Source organism: Tessaracoccus sp. MC1865, assembly GCF_017815535.1.
Lineage (GTDB): Bacteria > Actinomycetota > Actinomycetes > Propionibacteriales > Propionibacteriaceae > Arachnia.
In genome coordinates, this window is record NZ_CP072596.1 from 671,200 (window position 1) to 690,630 (window position 19,431).

The following is a 19,431-nucleotide window of genomic DNA, read 5'->3' on the forward strand; positions in this document are numbered from 1 at the left end:
GGTGCATCTTCCGGACCGCTGCCAAATCGTTATCTCTGACTTTCTCGAAAGGGCTTGACGTGGGTTGGGACGCCATCTACTGTCATGCCAAGACGTTTTGGCAAAACGTCTTGGCACAAGGGTCTGCACCCCCACCACAACCGAAATGGAGTCGAAGTGAAGACGCTTCACCCCCGAGCGACGAGGCGTACCAAGCGCGTCGGAGTCGCAGTTGCAGCAGTCACTGCCACAGCACTGGTCCTCAGCGGATGCGGTGCCGGCGGAACCCCCGCCCCCAGCGACGGCGCTGACGGCGCCGAGGGTGCCGAGGGCACCACGCTCACCGTCGTCGTCGAAGGCGGCGGCAAGGCGGAGCTGGAGCCCATCGCAGATCTGTACACCTCTGAAACGGGCACCGAGGTCACGCTCGTCGAACTGCCTTACGCAGGTCTCTACGACCGCATCTCCTCGGAGTTGCAGTCCGGTGCCACCTCGTTCGACGTCGCCGCGCTCGACGCGATCTGGCTCACCTCATTCGGGCCAGGCCTCGCCCCGCTGGACGACCTCTTCACCGACGAGGTCCAGGGCGACCTGTTCGACGGACTCGTCAGCGAAGCCAAGGTGGGCGACCACTTCGTCGGCATGCCGGTGTGGACCAACTCCGAGGTGCTCTTCTACCGCACCGACCTCTTCGAGGACGCCGACAACAAGGCGCAGTTCGAAGAGAAGTACGGCTACGAGCTCGCGGCACCCACCACATGGGAGGAGTACCGCGATGTGGCGGAATTCTTCACGCGTGACACCGACGGCGACGGCGCCGTCGACCTCTACGGTACGGACGTGAAGGGCGCAGTCGAGACCGAATGGCTGGCGACCGTTTCGCAGGCGGGGGAAGAGCACATGGTCCTCGATCCCGAATCCGGCGAGATCACCATCGACAACGCCACCCACAAGGAGGCGCTGGACTTCTACGTCAGTCTGCTGCCGTTCGCCCCATCGGGTGCGGCGCAGCTCGACTGGGCCGGCGCGCAGAACCTCTTCTACCAGGGCAACCTCGCCATGATGCGGTTCTGGGGCCACGCCTACCGGCAGACGCCCGACGACTCGCCCATCAAGGACTCCATCGGTGTCGCCCCCATGATCGGCGGCCCGGGCGGGGTGGCTGGTGTCCCCGGCGCGTGGTACCTGTCGGTCCCGGCCAGCGGGAAGAACCAGGACGCGGCCAAGGACTTCATCGCCTTCGCCTTCGAGCACAACGAACTCGCCGCCGACACGTCGCTCGGGCTGGTGGCCAGCAAGGCAGCGTTCGAGAGCAAGGCCGGCGAAGAGGGTTTCGAGAACTATCCCGCTCTGGTGACCACGCTCGAGGCGCCGCAGACGCTCCCTCGGCCGAAGACGGAGAACTGGCAGGAGATCGTGGACTCCGTCCTCATCCCCACGCTCCAGAAGGCCGTTGAACCCGGCGCCGACACAGCTCAGCTGCTCTCGGACGCCAAGTCGCAGATCGAATCCATCATCAAGTAGAGGCCGGTTCCGTGCACTCCACAACCCCCCAGAGCGTCGCCGGGGTGGCCACAGCCGCCCCGGCGTCGCCCGGAATGCGCCCCAGAATCGGGCGGCGCGAACGGGGCGACCGTAGGTTCGCCATGTTGCTCATGCTCCCTGCGGCGGCCTTCCTCGCCGCTTTCGTCCTCTGGCCGCTCGTCCGTTTCGTCTATGACAGCTTCTTCGAGATCTCGCCGTTCGCCGGTGCGGCCCGAACTTTTGTCGGCTTCGACAACTACGTCGCCGCGTTCGCCTCCGACGCCTTCATCGCGGCGTCCGTCCGGACCGTGCTCTACACCCTGTTCGTCGTGACGCTGGAGTTCGTCTTCGGCCTCGCCGTCGCACTGCTGTTCTCCGCACTGGGGAGCCGCTCCACGGTGTTTCGCACCTTCTTCATGTACCCGTTGATGATCGCCCCTGTGGTCGCCGGCCTCCTCTGGCGCTTCCTGCTCATCGACAACTTCGGCATCATCAACGAACTCCTGTTTCAGGCCGGCATCCTGTCGACGCCCGACCAGGTGCAGTGGCTGAGCAACCCGAACCTCGCGCTGTTCTCCGTCGCCATCCCCGACATCTGGCTGACGACATCGTTCATCACGCTCGTGCTCTTCGCCGGGCTGCAGAACATCTCTGGCGAGGTCATTGAAGCTGCCCGCCTGGACGGTGCCCGCTACCTGCGTCTGCTGTTCAGCATCATCATCCCGCTGCTGCGGCCGGTGATCGCGGTGGCGCTGATCGTGCGTGGCATCGACGCCGCCCGCGCGTTCGACGTGATCCTCATCCAGACCGACGGCGGCCCACAGGGGAGCACCACCACCTTGAGCCTGCTCATCTACCGCACCATGACCAGGTTCGGCGACCCTGGGCTGGCGAGCGCCATGGGCACTGTCTACCTGCTGGGCATGCTCGCCGTGTCCATCGTGGCGGTCCTCCTCATCTGGCGACCGGGAGCAGGTGCCCGATGAATCCGCTCGAAACCCGAGGCCGCAGCCGGATCCTCCTCTGGGCGGGTCTCGCCCTGACGCTGGTGCTGTACGGCTTCCCGTTCTTGTACCTGCTGCTCACGTCGTTCAAGAGGCCGCTCGAGGCCATCGCCGTCCCCCCGAGGGTGATGCCGTCGATGTGGACGCTCGAGAACTACGTCTCTGCCCTCACCAGGCAGGGGGTGGCGGCGGCCCTCACCAACAGCGTCGTCACCGCGCTCGTCTCCACCGCACTGAGCCTGGTGCTCGCGGTCCCGGCGGCGTACGCCATCACCCGCTTCCGTACCCCCTCCGGGCGCGTCTTCATCCTCGCCGCGCTGGTCACCCGCATGGTGCCGACGATCGCAGTCGGCGCCCCGCTCGTCCAGGTGATGCGCACCATCGGGCTGACCGACACGTCGTTCGGCCTCGCGCTCGCCCACACCACCATCTCGTTGCCACTGTCGATCTGGCTGATGGCGAGCTTCTTCGAGGCGGTGCCCGACGACCTGAGCGAGGCCGCGCAGATGGACGGGTGCAACAGGCTCCAGGCCATGATCAGTGTGGTGCTGCCGGTGGTCTCCGGCGGCCTCGCGGTCACTGCGATCTTCGCCTTCCTCGCCTCGTGGAACGAGTTCCTCTTCTCGCTCCTCCTGACGTCGGTCCGTGCCCAGACCACTCCGGTGGTCATCGCGAACTTCCAGAGCCAATTCGGGCTCGACTGGGGCGGGATGACCGCTCTCGCGGCGGTCTACTCCGTACCCGTGATCATCCTGACCCTCTTCCTCCAGCGCCACATCGTCGCCGGCCTCACGCTCGGTGCCGTCAAGGGCTGACCCGGATCTGAATGGAGAGCAGCAACATGAACAGATACGACGTCACGGCCTGGCACCATGGCGACCCGCGCGAAGACATCGGCGAGGTGATCAACAGCATCCTCGCCGACGTCAAGGCCCGACAGTCAGGAGCCGCCGACTTCGGTGGAAAGCCCGGAGCCGTCATCTACATCCCGCCGGGCGACTACCGGCTGCGCACCCAGGTCGTCATCGACGTCAGCTTCCTCCGCGTCGAGGGCTCCGGGCACGGCTTCTCCTCGTCGAGCATCCGGTTCAACGTGCCCTCCGCGGAGTGGCCGAACCTCCACGAACTGTGGCCCGGTGGCAGTCGTGTCATCAACGACATCGACGTCGAACCCGGTGCGGAGCAATCGCGGGGCGCGGCGTTCTATGTAGCGCGGAGCGGCAGCCCCAGGATCAGCTCCGTCGAGTTCGTGGGGTTCTGCATCGACGGTTTGCATTTCACGGGGGAGGGGCCCGACGGTCAGCAGGAGAACTCTTATGTGAACGGAAAGACGGGCATCTACGTGGAGGACGCCAACGACTCGTTCCGCGTCACCGGTATGGGTCTGGTCTATCTCGAGCACGGCCTGACGATCTGCAGGGCGGACGCCCTCAGCGTGCACGACAACTTCGTCGCCGAGTGCGGCAACGGCATCGAGTTGTGCGGCTGGGGACAGGCGTCGAAGATCACCGACAACCTCGTCGGCGCCGGACCCCAGGGCCATTCGATCTACGCCGAGAACCACGGTGGGCTCCTGGTTGCCACCAACAATGTGTTCCCCCGGGGAGCGAGCAGCGTCCACTTCCAGGGCGTCACGCGTTCCAGCCTGACGGGCAACCGGCTGCACTCCTTCTACCCCGGGATGGTCCGCCTGCTCGGCGACAGCTCGGAGAACCTCGTGGCCGCGAACCACCTTCTCCGCGACCACGAACCGTGGACCCCGTTCCTGGACGTGGACAACGGCCTGGAGGATACCTACGGGTTGGTGCGCATCGAGGGATCCGGCAACACGGTCACGGGCAACCACTTCTCCGAGGTGGTCGATGCCCGGCAGGTGCGCCCGAGCGGTGCGGCCCCCGTCATCATCCGGCTGGCAACTGGCAGCGACAACTTCGTCGCCACCAACCACTGCATCGCCCGGAACGTGGATGCCACCTCCAGCGACTCCTGCTTCGAAGCGCAGGTCGGGGCGCTGCTCGGCACCGGCGCCACCTCTAGGCTCAAGGTGACGACGGTGCGGGTCGACGGCGACTCCTCGCGCAACACGGTCCTCGATTCCGGCTCGGACTCCGAGGTGCTTATCGACCTCACAGCCAACGCCTTCCGGCCGACGCCGACCCTCGCGCCGTCGCCCTCGCCGGTCACGCCCGATGAAAGGTCTTCACGTTGAGGCAGAAGAGAGTCACCATCAAGCAGGTCGCAGCTGAGGCCGGGGTGTCGATCACGACGGTCTCCCACGTCCTGAACGACGTGCCGGGCCTGCGGGTGAACCCGGTGACCCGCCAGCGGATCCTGGAGGTCTCAGCCAGGCTGGGGTACGTCCCGAACGGGCTGGCCCAGTCGTTGCGTACCCAACGGTCCAACACGATCGGTCTGATCGGCGACGAGATCGTCACCACCCCGTTCGCGGGGAAGCTCGTGCTCGGCGCCCAGGAGGTGGCGCTGTCGCGCGACGCGGTGCTGTTCGTAGTCTCCACCGGCTACCAGCGCGACGTCGAGGACCGCGAGATCGAGGAGCTCCTGCGCCGCCAGGTGGACGGCATCCTCTACGCGTCGATGTTCCACCGCGAGTTGGAACTGCCACCGCAACTGGCTGCCGTGCCGACCGTTCTCCTGAACGCCGAATGCACCACGCCCGGCGTGCCCTGGGTGGCTCCCGATGAGGTGTCCGGTGGGCGCGATGGGGCGGGCATCCTCATTGAGGCCGGACACCGTCGGCTGGGCTTCATCAACAACATCGACGACATCCCCGCGTCCTCCGGCCGGCTCGCCGGCTTCCGGGCCCGGATGGCCGAGGAAGGGCTCTCCGACGACCAGCTCACCGTCGTCACGGCGGAGACCGACCCTGCCGGTGGTTACGCCGCAGCCATGGAACTGCTCTCCGGTGACGATCGCCCGACGGGAATCTTCTGCTTCAACGACCGGCTCGCCATGGGCGCCTACCGCGCGGCCGCCGAGCTGGGGCTCACCATCCCTGGCGACGTTTCCATCGTCGGTTTCGACAATCAGGAGTACGTCGCTGACGGGATCTACCCCGGCCTGACCACCATCGAGTTGCCGCACTATGACATGGGCGTGTGGGCGGCGGAACAACTGTTCAACCTGGTCGACGGTGTGACCGGCGGCACCTCGAGCGCGTTGCTGCGTGGACCAGTGATCCACCGCGCCTCGGTCGCACGGCCCAACGGCCAGACCCATTGACCGCGAGGAGGCCCGGCCGTACCCGCAGACTCGCGGCCGGACCTCCTCGCTCCTATTCCAGAAGAGAGATCATGCGACCCAGCTTCCACTTCACCCCTGCCTCTGGCTGGATGAACGACCCCCACGGCATCACGGCGCGCAACGGAGGCTATGACACGTTCTTCCAGTACGTGCCCGGCCAGACGGTCTGGGGCCCGAACTGCCATTGGGGCCACGCGTCAGGCCCTGACCTGTTGACGCTGCGCGAGCACCAGGTCGCCATCGCGCCGGGCGACGGTGACGACGGCATCTGGACCGGGACCATCGTTGAGGCGGGGGAGTCCGCCCACGCGTTCTTCACCGCCGTCTCCACCCCCGACTTCGGCATCGGCCGGATCCGCGTGGCCCATCCCAGCGACGGCAACTGGGCGAACTGGAACAAGGGGCGCGTGGTTGTGCAGGCGCCCGACGAGCTCGACCTCATCGCCTACCGCGACCCGTTCATCCGGCCGGAGGGAGACGGCTGGCGCATGTTCGTCGGAGCAGCCGGCCGCGACGGCACGGCGATGGCGTTGACCTACACCTCTCCGGACCTGAGCTCCTGGCGCTACGACGGGATCGCCCTGCAGCGACACACCTCCGAAGTGGAACCCGTCTGGATGGGGTCGCTGTGGGAGTGCCCGCAGGTCTTCGACCTCGACGGCCGCTCGTTTATGGTGTCGTCCATCTGGGATGCGGACGTGCTGCACTACGCCGCCTATGCCAGCGGGACTTTCGCCGACGGCCGCTTCGAGGTCCACGCGTGGGACCGCCTCACCTGGGGGCCCAGCCTGTACGCACCGTCCCTGTTCACCGACGCCGACGGTCGGCCCGGGCTGACCTTCTGGCTGCGCGGCGTCGGCGGTGATGGGTGGCAGGGGGCGCACAGCGTGCCCTATCGCCTGTCCACATCGGAGGGTCGCCTTGTCGCGCTGCCCCACCCTGACGTCGCAGCCCACCGGACGCGGTTGGCGGAGGACGGCGTTGTTCCGGCGCTGGCCGCTGACGTCGAATGGGCTGGGGAAGCGGGCACCCTCACGATCAGCTCGGGGGGGCGCGAGGTCGCCTCCCTGAGCCGTTCCGCGCATGAGGCCACGGCGACGACCCCGTCGTCGAGCGACACCTTCCCGGTGAGGGGACCGCTACGGATCATCGTCGACGGCCCTGTGCTCGAGGTCTCCTCAGAGGCCGGGGTCTTCGCGATCGCCGTCGAGCCGCAGGGAGCGGAGCTGCGTGTCAGCGCGAGCGGTGGCGTCCCGGATGTCTACGCACTGGGGTAGTCAGCAGGCTGGCGTCCAACCGCTGTCGGGGCGGCTGCCGTGGGCAGTTCTGCGGCCGCCCGCCGCGACAACCTGGCCTGCTGCGCCAAGGGGATGAAGCCCAACGTCGCGACCACCGTCGCCGCCCCGATCAGCCATGGGTACGCCACGACGCCGATCAGGGCGGCAACGACGGCGGACGTGAGCACCTGGGGCACATTGAACATCATGTTCATCGCCGCGCCGCTGCGGCCCTGCAGGTTGAGCGGCAGTTCGAGCTGCCGGAGCGTGACGGTGGCCACGATCATCAACGGCATGGACATCCCGAGCAGCGCGATCGCGAACACCAGCACCACGACATGCTGCACCGTCAGCGCCGCGAAGGACGCCACGAACAGGGTCAGGCCGACCATCATCAGCCGGTCGTAGCCCCACTTCTTCAACAGCCGGGCGGCGTTGAGCCCGGAGACGACAGCGAACACACCCTGCACCGAGATGAACACCGACAACATCTCCGCCCGCAGCCCCAGACCGGTGTCGAGGATGGGGAAGATCAAGGCGTTGATGGCGCCGGCCGCGAAGACCGCCATCGCCAGGGCGAGGGTGAAGCGCCAGAGCCGGGGGCGGGAGTGCAGCGCCCCGAACCCCTCGAGAGACGTGTGGAACCAGTGCTTCTCACTGGAGATCTCATTGCGGGTCTCCGTGATCCGGAGGTTGGCCAGCAGCAGCGCGTAGGTCAGGAAGGCCACGGCGGTGACCACGAGCACGGGCCTGATGCCCCACAGCGCGAAGGCGCCGGCGGCGGCCAGGGGCGCGATGATCCGCAGTCCCTGGTCGATGCTCCCGAACAGCCCGTTGGCGGCCGCCAGCAGGTGATCCGGGAGGGTGTCCCGCAGCAGCCCGCCCTGCGCCGCGGCATTGACGTAGGTGGCCAGCGAGTAGACGAAGGTGACCGCGTAGATCAACCACAGGTGCGTCGCGTCGGTGACGGGCAGCAGGCTGAGCACGGCCAGCGCGATCACGATGTTGCTGATCACCAGGATCCGTTTGCGCGAGAACGTGTCGGCCAGCAGTCCCAGGGCGGGGGCGAACAGCGCGGGCACGCCGAGGACGATGAACACCGTCGCCGCAAAGACATCTGAGCCGGTCAGCACCTTGACCCAGATGCCGATGGTGAGGAAGAGCGCGGAGTCGCCGAGGTTGCCGATGGACCAGGCCGCCACCAGCTTGCGGTAGGCGGGAATCCGCAGCGCCTCGCGGGTGGTGCCGAACTCTTCTGTGCCGATGCTCATTGCGCGGCCCCCTGCCTGTCGGTGTCGAAGTTGGACAGTTCCGGGGTGCTCGCCATGAACACCGTGTTCCGGAGCGCGCCCTCGGGCCGCAGCGACTCGTCGGCGTTGCGGTCCCGGTACCGCTCGAAGAGGGCGAGGACGGCGTCCATGAGCTCCTCGTGCTCGTCGTGGGTGACCCAGAGCGAGGTGTGCGAGACCAGCGTCCGGTCGATCGCCTCCGTCGGCAGGCCCGGCGCAGCCTCCAGGAAGGCGGTGAGGCGCCTGGCCTCCTGCGTGACGACGGCGGTGCCGAGCGCGAGGACCGCCGGCAGCGACTCGGGCTCCTCGGCCGAGAACATCTGGCGCTGGCGGCGGGCGGCGACCTGCCAGGGGCGGCTCTTGGCGTCGCCTGATTCGGCCCGCGTGATGTAGCCGTGCTTGGCCAGGGTCCGCAGGTGGAAGGAGCAGCTCGCCACGGACTCGCCGATCACCTCGGCGCACTGCGTGGCGGTGGCGGAGACGACTCCGCTGAGGTAGTCCAGCAACGCCAACCGGATGGGGTGGGCGAGCGCGCGGATGCGCGTCGGGTCCGTGGTGCTGTCATGCTCGTCGCAGGTCATGCCACGAGAGTAGATGCTAAAGAAGGCTTTAGCAAGAGTTCTTTAGCATTGCTTTCCCCGTCTGATCAGTGCGACCCGCCGGCTTGGCGCGGTCGCACGTCCTTGAACTCGCGCAGGTGGTAGCCGAGACTCGAATCACCGAACGTCTCGGCGTGAGTCACGGACGCCAGCACGACGGTGTGGTCACCGCCCGGCACGAACTGCAGGTGGTCGCAGCGCAGCCACGACACCGCCCCGTCGAGGCAGGGGAGGCCATGGTCCTCGCGCCAGCTGAGGTCGGCGAACCGGTCGGCGGCTCCCCTGCGCGCGAAGCGCACGCCCACGTCGGCCTGGTCCCCGGCCAGCACGTTGACACCCACCCGCCCGGCGGCGCGGATGCGTTCGATCATCCCGCCCCTGTTGTCCAGGGCGAAGAAGACCATGGGCGGATCCACGGAGAGGGAGGCGAACGCCGAGACCGTGGTGCCGGTGGGGGTGCCGTCGACGGTGGTGGTGATGACGGTCACCGGGGCCGGAACGCGAGCCATGGCCTCGCGGAAGCTCACCTCAAGTTCTCTCACGCGCACCACGGTAGTCGCTCCGCGCCGACTGACCGTTGCCTCGACCCGGGGACGCCTCAGGAGTGCTCAGTGCTCGTCAGCGGTGTACATCCCGGGGGTGTCGTACTGCAGCGTGGCGCCGTCGGCCTCGTCGCGCATCTTGCGCGGCGCGATGGCGCGGGTCAGGTGGTAGATGCCGATGGTCACGATGGTGCCCAGCGCGATGCCGCCCAGCTCGAAGTCGCCTCCGAGGGGCACCTTCACGTCGCCCACGCCGATGATGATGCCGGCCGCGGCGGGGATCAGGTTGAGGGGGTTGCCGAAGTCGACGTTGTTCTCTTTCCAGATCTTCGCGCCGAGCAGGCCGATCATGCCGTACAGCACGACGGTGATGCCGCCGAGGACGGCCGACGGCGTGGCGGAGATCACGGCCCCGAAGATGGGGGAGAAGCCGAACAGGATGGCCACGATGGCGGCGACGACGTAGGCCGCCGTCGAATAGACGCGCGAGGCGGCCATGACGCCGATGTTCTCCGCGTAGGTGGTGGTGGGGCCCGCGCCCACGGCGGTGGCGAGCATCGACGCGGCGCCGTCGGCCGCGATGGCCCGGCCCATGAGCGGATCGAGATCCTCCTTGGTCATCTCCGCGACGGCCTTCACGTGGCCGGTGTTCTCCGCGATCAGGGCGATGACGACGGGGATGGCGATGATGATCGCGCCCAGCGAGAACTGCGGCAGGTGCAGGCCCACCACGTTGGCGGTGGAGCCGAACTCCCAGTGGGCCAGGTCCGTCACCGGGGGCAGACCGAACCAGTCGGCCTCCTTGACGGCGCTCCAGTCGACGCGGAGCTGTTCGGCGACCGTGCCGTCGGCGCCCTCCTTCTGCAGCGGACCGAACGCGAGGTCGGCCAGCCAGCTGACCACATAGCCGATGACCAGCGACAGGAAGATGGCGATGCGGCCCCAGAAGCCACGCAGGCCGATGGACAGCCCCACGACGATGAGCATGACCACGAAGGCCAGCCAGGGGTCGACGGGCCAGTACACGCCGGCGACCACCGGTGCGAGGTTGAAGCCGATCAGCATGACGACGGCGCCGGTCACCACGGGCGGCAGCGCCTTGTGGATCACGCGGGCGCCGGCGAAGTGGATGATGAGGCCAGCCATGAACAGCAGGAGGCCGACGACGAACAGCGCGCCGGTCAGCGTCGCGGGGTTGCCGCCCGCCGCGTAGATGGCCGTGGCGACCCCGACGAAGGAGGCCGACGAGCCGAGGTAGCTCGGCACGCGGTGCTTGACCACGAACAGGAACAGCAGGGTGGCGATGCCCGACATCATCACCGCGAGCTGCGGGTTGAGGCCCATCAACAGGGGGAATACGAAGGTGGCGCCGAACATGGCCACGACGTGCTGGGCGCCCAGCCCGATGGTGCGTCCCCAGCCCAGGCGTTCGGTGGGCTTGACCACCGCGTCGGGGAGGAGGACTCCGTTATTGTGCAGCTTCCACATGCGGTCGCTTCCTTTCGTCGGCGTGATGTTACTCGGAGCGCCCCTCGGGTGGCATCTCCGGGTGTCCTAATGGGCGGCCATGTTGCGTGTGCGTCCCGGTGCCGCGCGCGGCGATGGATACTGTGGGGTCATGGCGCATGACGTGGTGGTCCTCGGCGCGACGGTGGCAGGTCTCACCGTCGCACGGCTACTCGCGTCCGAGGGCTTCGGCGTGGTGGTGCTCGACCCGAACGGCGAGGGGGTCAGCGCAGCCACCGGCCACGGTGTCGCCGCCATCGGCCACGCCTCCACCGTCGCCACCATGGCCCACTTCTACGGCCTGGCGGCCGCGCGTGAACACACCCGCCGCAACATCGCAGGCCTCGCGCAGATCAGGGAGGTCTACCCGGACGCGCAACCCATGATGCTCCGCGACCGGTCGCTGCCTGGCGGCGACGAGGCGGAGACGCTGCAGCTCGCAGAGCTGTATCGCAGGGAGGGCGGCGAGGCCGAGGTGCTGGTCGCGCCGGACTCGATCAGCCTCATGACGCAGGCGCTGGTCGTCGACCCCTTCGCTTATGCGGCCGAACTCCGCGCGGCAGCCGTGCGGGCGGGCGCCAACGTCGTCCACGGCGTCACCGTGACGCACCTGACGCGGCGCGAGGGCGCCACGCGGATCTACTTCCGCAACAACATGGCGTGGCTGCACGACGTGGGGCACGTCACCGGCATGGCCGTGATCGACACCCTCGGCGTCAGCCCGTGGGGCAGGGTGGCGCGGATCGGCCCCGCCGAGTGGGTGCCCGTCGTGCGGTGCCGCCCGGCCGCGCCGCTCACCGAGGTGTCGCTGTACGCCCGCCCCGAGGTGTGGATGGTGCGCCCCACTGGCGACACCGCGCTGCTGCTGGGCCAGAAGACAGCCCTCGGCGGGGTGGAGCAGGCCGCGGAGGCGCTCGGGGCGTGGGCCGTCGAACACCTCGACGCCACTGAGATCGAGCACAGCCGCTTGGCGATCGACCCCAGCGACCACGGTCGCCCCGTCGTCGGAGCCTCCGCCATCCCGGGCGGGTTCTATGCGCGCGGCAACGGTCGCGGCGAACTGATGAACGGGACGGCGAGCGGCCACTACCTGGCCAGGTTGCTGGCCGGGCACCAGCGCAGCGACAACGCGCTGCCACCCATCAGCAAGATCCGCGCCCTCGGGTCGCGGATGCTGCGCAGCCTCTGACCGACGTGAAGAAGCCTCGGACTAGGCGAGTCCGGGGCTTCCAGCAGTGCTGACTAGGAGGTCTTGAACATCACGATGTTGTTGAAGACCCAGTCGTTGCTCTGGCTGAAGGTGTAGCCGCCGGCGGGCTTCGCCGTTGCGGCGTAGACCGTCGTCCAGGTGTAAGACCGGCACGCCCCGCGGCCGGTGGCCGCGGTGTCGCACTCGGTCTTCCACTGGCGCCCGGCCGAGGTGAACACAGCCCGTTCGTGGTCGAGCCCACGGCCGCGGCGCGATTATTCATCGGGGTCCCGTGCGACGGGAACAAGATCGGTCAGTGCTCAGGCTGGTGCGGGGCTTGTGACCGGTCGGTCAGACCCAGGTGTTGCCCAGCCACATCCGCGCCCACCAACTGCTCCTGCTGACCAGTTCGGCAGTGAGCACCGGATAGAGGTAGGCGAAGTTGACGATCACCAGCGCGACGATCAGCCCCGCGACGATGGCCCGCACCCGCCTCTTCGGATGCTCCGGTGGCCCGAGGATCTTGCCGATCGCCATCGCCAGGGCGATGGAGCTGAACGGGATCATCATGATCGCGTAGAAGAAGAAGATGGGCCGGTCCGCGTACTGGAACCAGGGCAGCCAGGCCGCGCCCAGCGCGAGCACCGGCACCGCGAAGCGCCAGTCGCGCTTGATGATCCACCAGTAGAGACCCGCCAGCAGTGCGAGGGCCGCGGCCCACCACAGGACCGGGGTGCCCATGCCGGAGATGATCCGCATGCACGTGTCGCCCACCGCCTCGCAGCCCTGGGTGCCGGGCTGGATGTCGTTCTCGGCCTCGATGCCGATGGGGCGCAGCATGAGGATCCAGCTGGCCGGATGCGACTGGTACGTGTGCGTCGTCTCCGTCATCATCTTGTCGCTGGTGTGGAACTCGTAGGCCTGGTGGTGGTACCACATGAGCGAGCCGAGGGCCTTGCCGAAGAGTTTCACGAGGGGGTGGTCCGGATTGCCCTCTCCCCAGTCACGGCTGTAGCCCCCAGAGGTGCTGAGCCAGCCCCACCAGGTCGCGATGTACACGGGCACCGCCACGACGACGAGCTGAACGAACGCGGCGGGGGCGTCGATCACGAGTGAGAGCCACTTCCGGTGACGGGCGCCGGCCAGCTGCCTGGCCCCGAGATCCCAGACCACGGTCACGATCCCGAAGACGGCGAGCACGTAGATGGAGTTCCACTTCACCGCGCAGGAGAGGCCGAACAGGACGCCCGCGGCGATGCGCCAGGGGCGAAGGAGCATGAGCGGACCGAACTGGCCGCCCAGGTCGTCGAGGTTGTTCTTCCTCAGGTGGTGCGCGAGGCGGTGTCGGAACCAGTCGCGGTCCGCCACCAGGGCGGCGATGGCCGCGACGGCGAGGGTGGCCTGGAAGATATCCAGCAGCGCCAGCCGGCTCATCACAAAGGCGAGGCCGTCGAACGTCAGCAGCAGGCCGGCGACCGCGCCGATGAGCGTGGAGCGCGACACCCGGCGGGCGAGCCGGATGGTGAGGAACACCAGCAGCGTGCCGAAGATGAGCGCCATGAACCGCCAGCCGAACGGGTTCATCCCGAACATGGTCTCGCCGAGGCCGATCAGGATCTTGCCCAGCGGAGGGTGGACGACGAACGCGGCCGTGTCCTCCATGCCGCTGAGGTCGCCCTTGAGGAGGAGGTCGTTGGCGCCGTCGGCCCAGTTGCGCTCGTAGCCGGACTGCATGATGGCCCAGCCGTCCTTGGCGTAGTAGGTCTCGTCGAACAGCACCTTGTGGGGGAAGCCGATGTTGTAGAACCGCAGCGCGAAGGCCATGAGGGTGATGGAGATCGTCACGATCCAGCCGACGGTCCGGTCACGGAGTTTGCCGTCGTCGAGCGCCGTCAAGGTCGTTTGCACACAGGCATCATAGGCTCTACCCATGCATGACCCGAGCGATGGAACACTGATCCTGGCAGCCACACCGATCGGTTCGTCCGACGACGCCAGTCAGAAGTTGCGCGACGCTCTGACCGCGGCAGATCTCATCGCCGCGGAGGACACCCGCCGTTTCCTGACGTTGGCCAGGCGCCTCGGCATCACGCCGAAGGCGCGGGTGGTGAGCTACTTCGAGGGCAACGAGGCCAGCCGCACGCGCGAACTGGTGGAGGCGGTGGGCTCCGGGCAGCGCGTGGTGCTCGTGACCGACGCGGGCATGCCCTCGGTGAGCGACCCGGGGTACCGCGTCGTGACCGCCTGCATCGACGAGGGCCTGCGCGTGACGGCAGTGCCCGGTCCGTCGGCGGTGCTGACCGCGCTGGCGGTCTCCGGGCTGAAGGTGGACCGGTTCTGTTTCGAGGGGTTCCTACCGCGCAAGGCGGGTGAGCGCCGGCGGCGGTTGGCCGCCCTCGCCACGGAGGAACGGACGATGGTCTTCTTCGAGGCCCCGCACCGGCTCCAGGAGTTCCTGACCGACGCCGCCACTGAGTTGGGCGAGGGGCGGCGCGGTGCGATCTGCCGCGAACTCACCAAGCCGTACGAGGAGATCATCAGGGGGCCGCTCTCGGAGCTGGCGCAATGGGCCGCCGGTGAGGTGCGCGGTGAGGTCACCGTCGTCATCGGTGGCGCCGTGCCGCAGGAGACCTCGGCCGACGATGCGCTGGCGCTGGTTCGGCAGGCCATGGCCGGTGGTGCGAAACTGTCTGCGGCGGTGGCCGATGTCGCCAAGATCACCGGCACCAGCCGCAAGGCGTTGTACGCGGCCGCTCTGGCCGACAAGGAGAAGTGATGAGCGTCATCGACGAACTGGGGCTGCCCCCGCTGCCGGAGTCGTTGCCGCGCGCGGTGATCGACAACCACACGCACCTCACCTCGACGGATGAGTACTCAGGCCTGAAGGTTGCGGACAACCTTCGTCTGGCCGCCGGGGTCGGGGTGACGAGGGTGATCGAGGTCGGCTGCGACGTGCCGAGTGCCCGGGCCGCCGTCGCCCTGGTGGAGGCAGACCCGCAGGTGCGCGCCGCGGTGGCGCTGCACCCCAACGACGCTGCCCGTACGTTCCTGAAGCACGGGGAGTCGCGGCTGGACGGAGACCTGGCGGTCATCGAGGAGTTGTGTGCGCATCCGGGTGTCGTGGCCGTGGGGGAGACGGGGCTGGACTACTTCCGCACGCGGGAGGCTGAGGGTCGCCGGGTGCAGGAAGTCGCCTTTCGGCGCCACATCCAGTGGGCCGAGCGTCTGGGCAAGACGCTGATGATCCACGACCGTGACGCCCACGACGACATCCTGCGGGTGCTGGACGACGAGGGCGTGCCGGAGCGGTTCGTGATGCACTGCTTCTCCGGTGACGCAGATTTCGCTGCCCGGTGCCTGGAGAGGGGCGCCTGGCTGTCCTTCCCCGGTGTGGTCACGTTCGGCTCGGCGGAGTCGCTGCGCGAAGCCGCGCTCGCCACGCCGGCCGACCGGATCCTGGTGGAGACCGATGCCCCCTACCTCACACCCAAGCCGCAGCGTGGCAAGGCCAACGCGCCCTACCTGCTGCCGCACACCGTCCGGTTCCTGGCCGAGCTGCTCGAGGTGGACCTCGCGGAGTTCTGTGACCAGTTGACCGCCAACACGTTCGCCGCATACGGCGGGAGGTGGGGAGATGCCTGAGACCGGGCTGCTGGACCCGTCGTCGGTCCGCAAGATCGCTGCGGAACTGGACCTGCGCCCCACCAAGCAGCGCGGCCAGAACTTCGTGATCGACCCCAACACGGTGCGCCGCATCGTCGACATCGCCGAGGTGCAGGCCGACGACGTGGTGCTGGAGATCGGGCCCGGCCTGGGTTCGCTGACGTTGGGCCTCCTGGAGCGCGGCGCCGCCGTCGTCGCCGTGGAGATCGAGCAGCGGCTCGCGCGGCGGCTGGAGCAGACCGTTCGCGAGCGGATGGGCGGTGACGCGGCCGGGCGGCTGCATGTCGTCGAGGCCGACGCCCTCCAGGTGGAGCAGTTGCCGCTGGCGCCCACCGCGCTGGTGGCGAACCTGCCCTACAACGTGTCGGTGCCCGTGTTGCTGCGGATGTTCGAGTTGTTCCCGGACTGGACGCGTGGCCTGGTCATGGTGCAGTTGGAGGTGGCGGACCGGCTGGTGGCGCCACCCGGCTCCAAGGTCTACGGCGTGCCCAGCGCCAAGGCTGCCTGGTACGCCGAGACCGCGCGGGTGGGCACGGTGCCGCCGAAGGTCTTCTGGCCGGTGCCCAATGTCGACTCGGGGCTGGTGCGGATCAGGCGCCGCCCCGCTCCGGAGACGACGGCGACCCGCGCGCAGGTGTTCGAGGTGGTCGACGCGGCCTTCGCCCAGCGTCGCAAGATGTTGCGGGCCGCGCTCTCCGGGATGGCCGGCTCCTCGTCGGCGGCGTCCGCCGCGATCGAGGCCGCCGGGCTCGACCCGCAGCTGCGCGGGGAAATGCTTGACATCGAGGCATTTGCGCGCATCGCCGAGCGACTTCTGGGGTAGGTTCATGCCGTGAGTAACACGGTGCGGGTGCGCGTGCCTGCGAAGGTGAATCTCGCTCTGAGGGTCGGTGGGACCGACGCCCAGGGCTATCACCGGTTGGCAACCGTTTTTCAGGCCGTGTCGCTGGGCGACGAGGTCGCGGCTGAAGAAGCCGGAGCCGGTCAGTTCAGCCTCGCCTTCCACGGTGAAGGCGCCGCATTCCTGCCCGTGGACGACACGAACCTCGCCATCCGGGCCGCGAAGCTGCTGGCCCGGCACGTCGGGCGTGACGACGTGGGCGTCTCGTTGATCATCCGCAAGCGGATCCCTGTCGCGGGGGGCATGGCCGGCGGTTCAGCCGACGCCGCCGCTGTGCTCGTGGCGTGTTCCGCGTTGTGGGAGTTGGGGCTCTCCCGAGAGGAGCTCCACGCGCTGGCCGCGGAACTGGGTTCCGACGTGCCGTTCCTGCTGCTTGGAGGCACCGCGATCGGCACCGGCCGCGGCGAACAGCTGGCCCCCCTGATGACCGAGGGCACCTATCACTGGACGTTCGCGCTGTCGCACACCGGCCTGTCGACCCCCGCCGTGTTCAGGGAGTTCGACCGGGTCAGCACGCCGAACGCAACAGACATCCCGCACGACCTGGTGGAGGCGCTCCGCGCCGGCGACCTCCCCGCGGTGGGGGCCGCGCTGTCCAATGACCTGGAGGAGGCTGCCATCGCGCTGCAGCCCACCCTCGCCCACACGCTGCGGTTGGGCCGCGACGCGGGCGCGCTCGGCGCGATCGTCAGCGGTTCGGGCCCCACGTGCGCCTTCCTGGCAGGGTCGGAGGCCCACAGCCACGAGATCGCCGAGGCGTTGGCCGTGTTCAGCGGCGTCCGTGCCGTCCGGCGTGCCTACGGCCCGGTCTCCGGAGCGCAGGTGATGCCGTGAGTGACGAGGTCGACGGCGTCGTCGCCGCCTGGGAACGGGTGCGCCCGGATCTGCAACTCGCTCCGCTGCAGGTGTGGTCCCGGATCGACCGCCTCGCCGGCACCTTGGCGGTCCAGCGCAAGGCGGCGTTCGCCCGCCACGAGATCGAGGGCTGGGAGTTCGACGTGCTCGCGGCGCTCCGCCGCGCCGGCAGCCCCTACCAGATGACGCCGGGGCAACTCCTCAAGGAGACCCACGTCACGTCGGGCACGATGACCAACCGCGTGGACCGGCTGGTGAGTAGGGGAGCGGTGACCCGCGAGCCTGATCCCCACGACGGCCGGGGCGTGCTGGTGTCGCTGACGGAGTACGGGCTGACGCTGGTGGACGCGGCGATGGCCACGCTGATCGAACTCGAGGCGGACCTGCTGGAGCAGTGGAACCAGGCCGACCAGGACCGGCTGGCCAACTACTTGCGGCGCCTGCTCCTGGGTTCTTCCTGAGGCCCGTCCTCCACTGCAATCTTGTCGCGTCGCTTGTCGATGGTCTCCATGATCAGCTTCGGGTCCGGTTTGAGGTGCGCCATCCCGTTCCAGGCCAGGTTGATCAGATGCCGGGCCACGATCTCGCGGGACGGCTCACGGCTGTCCAGCCACTGTTGACCCGTCTGCGCCACCAGCCCGACGAGGGCCTGTGCGTAGAGGCCGGCGAACTGGGGGTCGTGGCCGGTGCGGCTGAACTCCGACGCGAGGATGTCTTCCACCTGCACCGCGATGTCGCTGAGGATCGACGCGAACGAGCCGCCGGTCTGGCCGGCGGTGTGGACCGACGACGGGTCGCGCGACAGGATGCGGAAACCGTCGGGCCGGTTCTCGATGTAGTCCAGCAGTGCCATCGCGCCTCGCTCGAGCAACTCGCGTGACCTTGCGCCGGGGGTGGTGAGGGCGTTGCGGATGGCGTTGTGGAGCGTCTGGGTCTCGCGGTCCACGACGACGGCGTAGGCGCCTTCCTTGCCGCCGAAGTGTTCATAGACCACCGGCTTGGACACACCGGCCCTGGCCGCGATCTCCTCGACCGCGGTTCCCTCGTAGCCGCGTTCGGCGAACAGTTCGCGGGAGATCTCGATCAACTGCTCCCTGCGTTGGACCGCCGTCATGCGCGTCCGCGAGCGGCGGGCACGGTTGGGCGCAGCGGGAGTGGTCACCCCTCCAGTCTGGCCCATCGCTCAGACGGGCGCCAACCATCAGATATCTGCGGGCGACAACGCGCTGCGTCCGAGCGGGCGCCGGAGTCGCGGGATGGATCACGCCCGGGCGAGCCAGCACCCCTTGATGTGGTCATCCACGTGCCCGATCGCCTGCATGAGTGCGTACATCGTGGTGGGGCCGACGAAGCGGAATCCGCGCCGGCGCAATTCCTTGCTCAGCGCCACCGACTCGTCGGTGCTGGCCGGCACGTCGAACCCCGTCAGGGGTGCCCGCTCCCGCGGCTCCGGCGCGTACTCCGCGATCAGGTCCGCCAGGCGTTCGCCGTCCTCGTGCATCTTGTTGAGCGCCCGGGCGTTGCCGATGGTGGCGAGGATCTTCAGACGGTTACGGATGATGCCCGGGTTGGCCATGAGCTCCTCCACGTCGTCCTCGGTGAATTCAGCGACGACGGCGGGATCGAAGCCCGCGAACGCCTCACGGAAGGTGTCCCGCTTGCGCAGGACCGTCAGCCAGCTCAGGCCGGCCTGGAAGCCTTCGAGGCAGACCCGTTCGAGCAGCTCGCGTTCGTCGTCGGAATGTTCGAGAGGGCGGCCCCACTCGTCGTCGTGGTAGGCCTGATACAACGGGTCATCGGCGCCGAAGCAACGCACCTTGTCCATCTGGATTCTCCTTCGTG

20 protein-coding genes are annotated in these 19,431 nt (G+C 68.4%); 12 read left to right on the forward strand and 8 right to left on the reverse strand.

What is annotated here, in order from left to right:
• Positions 1–156: 156 nt before the first annotated feature.
• From J7D54_RS02915 to J7D54_RS02940, 6 genes are all read left to right on the forward strand, one after another.
• Positions 157–1,503: an extracellular solute-binding protein gene (locus tag J7D54_RS02915; protein ID WP_209455195.1), complete on the forward strand. Its 1,347-nt coding sequence runs from the start codon at positions 157–159 to the stop codon at positions 1,501–1,503.
• 122 nt (positions 1,504–1,625) lie between these two features.
• Positions 1,626–2,489: a carbohydrate ABC transporter permease gene (locus J7D54_RS02920; RefSeq protein WP_182762276.1), complete on the forward strand. Its 864-nt coding sequence runs from the start codon at positions 1,626–1,628 to the stop codon at positions 2,487–2,489.
• Complete coding sequence (locus J7D54_RS02925) at positions 2,486–3,322, forward strand: carbohydrate ABC transporter permease (protein WP_182762275.1); 837 nt, start codon at positions 2,486–2,488, stop codon at positions 3,320–3,322. Before J7D54_RS02920 ends, J7D54_RS02925 begins: the two co-directional genes overlap by 4 nt.
• Positions 3,323–3,348: 26 nt before the next feature.
• Positions 3,349–4,716: a NosD domain-containing protein gene (locus J7D54_RS02930; RefSeq protein ID WP_209455196.1), complete on the forward strand. Its 1,368-nt coding sequence runs from the start codon at positions 3,349–3,351 to the stop codon at positions 4,714–4,716.
• A complete protein-coding gene (locus J7D54_RS02935) occupies positions 4,713–5,747 on the forward strand; it encodes a LacI family DNA-binding transcriptional regulator (protein ID WP_182762271.1) in 1,035 nt (344 codons plus the stop codon). The genes J7D54_RS02930 and J7D54_RS02935 overlap by 4 nt, the downstream gene beginning before the upstream one ends.
• Positions 5,748–5,818: 71 nt before the next feature.
• Entirely contained in the window at positions 5,819–7,045 is a 1,227-nt protein-coding gene (locus J7D54_RS02940) for a glycoside hydrolase family 32 protein (RefSeq protein ID WP_182762269.1), read from the forward strand.
• On the opposite strand, the gene J7D54_RS02945 is transcribed toward J7D54_RS02940, so the two are convergent.
• The 4 genes from J7D54_RS02945 to J7D54_RS02960 all read right to left on the reverse strand — a co-directional run bounded on the left by J7D54_RS02945 (position 7,030) and on the right by J7D54_RS02960 (position 10,963).
• The gene (locus tag J7D54_RS02945; protein WP_182762267.1) at positions 7,030–8,316 is read right to left on the reverse strand and encodes an MFS transporter; all 1,287 of its coding nucleotides are present in this window, start codon (positions 8,314–8,316) and stop codon (positions 7,030–7,032) included. The genes J7D54_RS02940 and J7D54_RS02945 overlap by 16 nt on opposite strands.
• Positions 8,313–8,915 (reverse strand): helix-turn-helix domain-containing protein, encoded by a 603-nt coding sequence (locus J7D54_RS02950; RefSeq protein ID WP_182762265.1) that lies wholly within the window; start codon positions 8,913–8,915, stop codon positions 8,313–8,315. Before J7D54_RS02950 ends, J7D54_RS02945 begins: the two co-directional genes overlap by 4 nt.
• 65 nt (positions 8,916–8,980) lie before the next feature.
• Complete coding sequence (locus J7D54_RS02955; protein WP_182762263.1) at positions 8,981–9,475, reverse strand: flavin reductase family protein; 495 nt, start codon at positions 9,473–9,475, stop codon at positions 8,981–8,983.
• A gap of 66 nt (positions 9,476–9,541) precedes the next feature.
• Complete coding sequence (locus J7D54_RS02960) at positions 9,542–10,963, reverse strand: uracil-xanthine permease family protein (RefSeq protein ID WP_182762261.1); 1,422 nt, start codon at positions 10,961–10,963, stop codon at positions 9,542–9,544.
• A gap of 130 nt (positions 10,964–11,093) precedes the next feature.
• Here J7D54_RS02960 and J7D54_RS02965 point away from each other — a divergent pair, with 130 nt between their 5' ends.
• Positions 11,094–12,170, forward strand: coding sequence for an FAD-dependent oxidoreductase (locus J7D54_RS02965; protein WP_182762258.1), 1,077 nt, complete (start codon positions 11,094–11,096; stop codon positions 12,168–12,170).
• A 53-nt stretch (positions 12,171–12,223) separates the two neighbouring features.
• Here the strand turns inward: J7D54_RS02965 and J7D54_RS02970 are convergent, their stop codons facing one another.
• Positions 12,224–12,409, reverse strand: coding sequence for a hypothetical protein (locus J7D54_RS02970; RefSeq protein WP_182762256.1), 186 nt, complete (start codon positions 12,407–12,409; stop codon positions 12,224–12,226).
• A gap of 112 nt (positions 12,410–12,521) precedes the next feature.
• Positions 12,522–14,078: a dolichyl-phosphate-mannose--protein mannosyltransferase gene (locus J7D54_RS02975; protein WP_245244093.1), complete on the reverse strand. Its 1,557-nt coding sequence runs from the start codon at positions 14,076–14,078 to the stop codon at positions 12,522–12,524.
• A gap of 22 nt (positions 14,079–14,100) precedes the next feature.
• On the opposite strand from J7D54_RS02975, the gene rsmI reads away from it, so the two are divergent.
• From rsmI to J7D54_RS03000, 5 genes are read left to right on the forward strand one after another with little or no spacing between them, the layout of a single operon-like run.
• A complete protein-coding gene (rsmI, locus tag J7D54_RS02980) occupies positions 14,101–14,946 on the forward strand; it encodes a 16S rRNA (cytidine(1402)-2'-O)-methyltransferase (protein WP_182762252.1) in 846 nt (281 codons plus the stop codon).
• A complete protein-coding gene (locus J7D54_RS02985; RefSeq protein ID WP_182762250.1) occupies positions 14,946–15,812 on the forward strand; it encodes a TatD family hydrolase in 867 nt (288 codons plus the stop codon). Before rsmI ends, J7D54_RS02985 begins: the two co-directional genes overlap by 1 nt.
• On the forward strand, positions 15,805–16,656 hold the full coding sequence (gene rsmA, locus J7D54_RS02990; protein ID WP_182762248.1) for a 16S rRNA (adenine(1518)-N(6)/adenine(1519)-N(6))-dimethyltransferase RsmA: 852 nt from the start codon (positions 15,805–15,807) through the stop codon (positions 16,654–16,656). Before J7D54_RS02985 ends, rsmA begins: the two co-directional genes overlap by 8 nt.
• Before the next feature lie 9 nt (positions 16,657–16,665).
• Complete coding sequence (locus tag J7D54_RS02995) at positions 16,666–17,568, forward strand: 4-(cytidine 5'-diphospho)-2-C-methyl-D-erythritol kinase (protein WP_182762247.1); 903 nt, start codon at positions 16,666–16,668, stop codon at positions 17,566–17,568.
• Positions 17,565–18,050: a MarR family winged helix-turn-helix transcriptional regulator gene (locus J7D54_RS03000; protein ID WP_182762245.1), complete on the forward strand. Its 486-nt coding sequence runs from the start codon at positions 17,565–17,567 to the stop codon at positions 18,048–18,050. Before J7D54_RS02995 ends, J7D54_RS03000 begins: the two co-directional genes overlap by 4 nt.
• On the opposite strand, the gene J7D54_RS03005 is transcribed toward J7D54_RS03000, so the two are convergent.
• Positions 18,017–18,703 (reverse strand): TetR/AcrR family transcriptional regulator, encoded by a 687-nt coding sequence (locus J7D54_RS03005; protein WP_255433508.1) that lies wholly within the window; start codon positions 18,701–18,703, stop codon positions 18,017–18,019. The genes J7D54_RS03000 and J7D54_RS03005 overlap by 34 nt on opposite strands.
• Before the next feature lie 147 nt (positions 18,704–18,850).
• A complete protein-coding gene (locus J7D54_RS03010; RefSeq protein ID WP_182762243.1) occupies positions 18,851–19,414 on the reverse strand; it encodes a DNA-3-methyladenine glycosylase I in 564 nt (187 codons plus the stop codon).
• Positions 19,415–19,431: the final 17 nt, after the last annotated feature.

Coding starts and splice junctions, on each gene's coding strand:
- J7D54_RS02920 (WP_182762276.1), top strand. CDS start 1,626: ATGTTGCTCATGCTCCCTGCGGCGGCCTTCCTCGCCGCTTTCGTCCTC.
- J7D54_RS02925 (WP_182762275.1), top strand. CDS start 2,486: ATGAATCCGCTCGAAACCCGAGGCCGCAGCCGGATCCTCCTCTGGGCG.
- J7D54_RS02930 (WP_209455196.1), top strand. CDS start 3,349: ATGAACAGATACGACGTCACGGCCTGGCACCATGGCGACCCGCGCGAA.
- J7D54_RS02940 (WP_182762269.1), top strand. CDS start 5,819: ATGCGACCCAGCTTCCACTTCACCCCTGCCTCTGGCTGGATGAACGAC.
- J7D54_RS02945 (WP_182762267.1), bottom strand. CDS start 8,316: ATGAGCATCGGCACAGAAGAGTTCGGCACCACCCGCGAGGCGCTGCGG.
- J7D54_RS02950 (WP_182762265.1), bottom strand. CDS start 8,915: ATGACCTGCGACGAGCATGACAGCACCACGGACCCGACGCGCATCCGC.
- J7D54_RS02960 (WP_182762261.1), bottom strand. CDS start 10,963: ATGTGGAAGCTGCACAATAACGGAGTCCTCCTCCCCGACGCGGTGGTC.
- J7D54_RS02965 (WP_182762258.1), top strand. CDS start 11,094: ATGGCGCATGACGTGGTGGTCCTCGGCGCGACGGTGGCAGGTCTCACC.
- rsmI (WP_182762252.1), top strand. CDS start 14,101: ATGCATGACCCGAGCGATGGAACACTGATCCTGGCAGCCACACCGATC.
- J7D54_RS02985 (WP_182762250.1), top strand. CDS start 14,946: ATGAGCGTCATCGACGAACTGGGGCTGCCCCCGCTGCCGGAGTCGTTG.
- rsmA (WP_182762248.1), top strand. CDS start 15,805: ATGCCTGAGACCGGGCTGCTGGACCCGTCGTCGGTCCGCAAGATCGCT.
- J7D54_RS03005 (WP_255433508.1), bottom strand. CDS start 18,703: ATGACGGCGGTCCAACGCAGGGAGCAGTTGATCGAGATCTCCCGCGAA.
- J7D54_RS03010 (WP_182762243.1), bottom strand. CDS start 19,414: ATGGACAAGGTGCGTTGCTTCGGCGCCGATGACCCGTTGTATCAGGCC.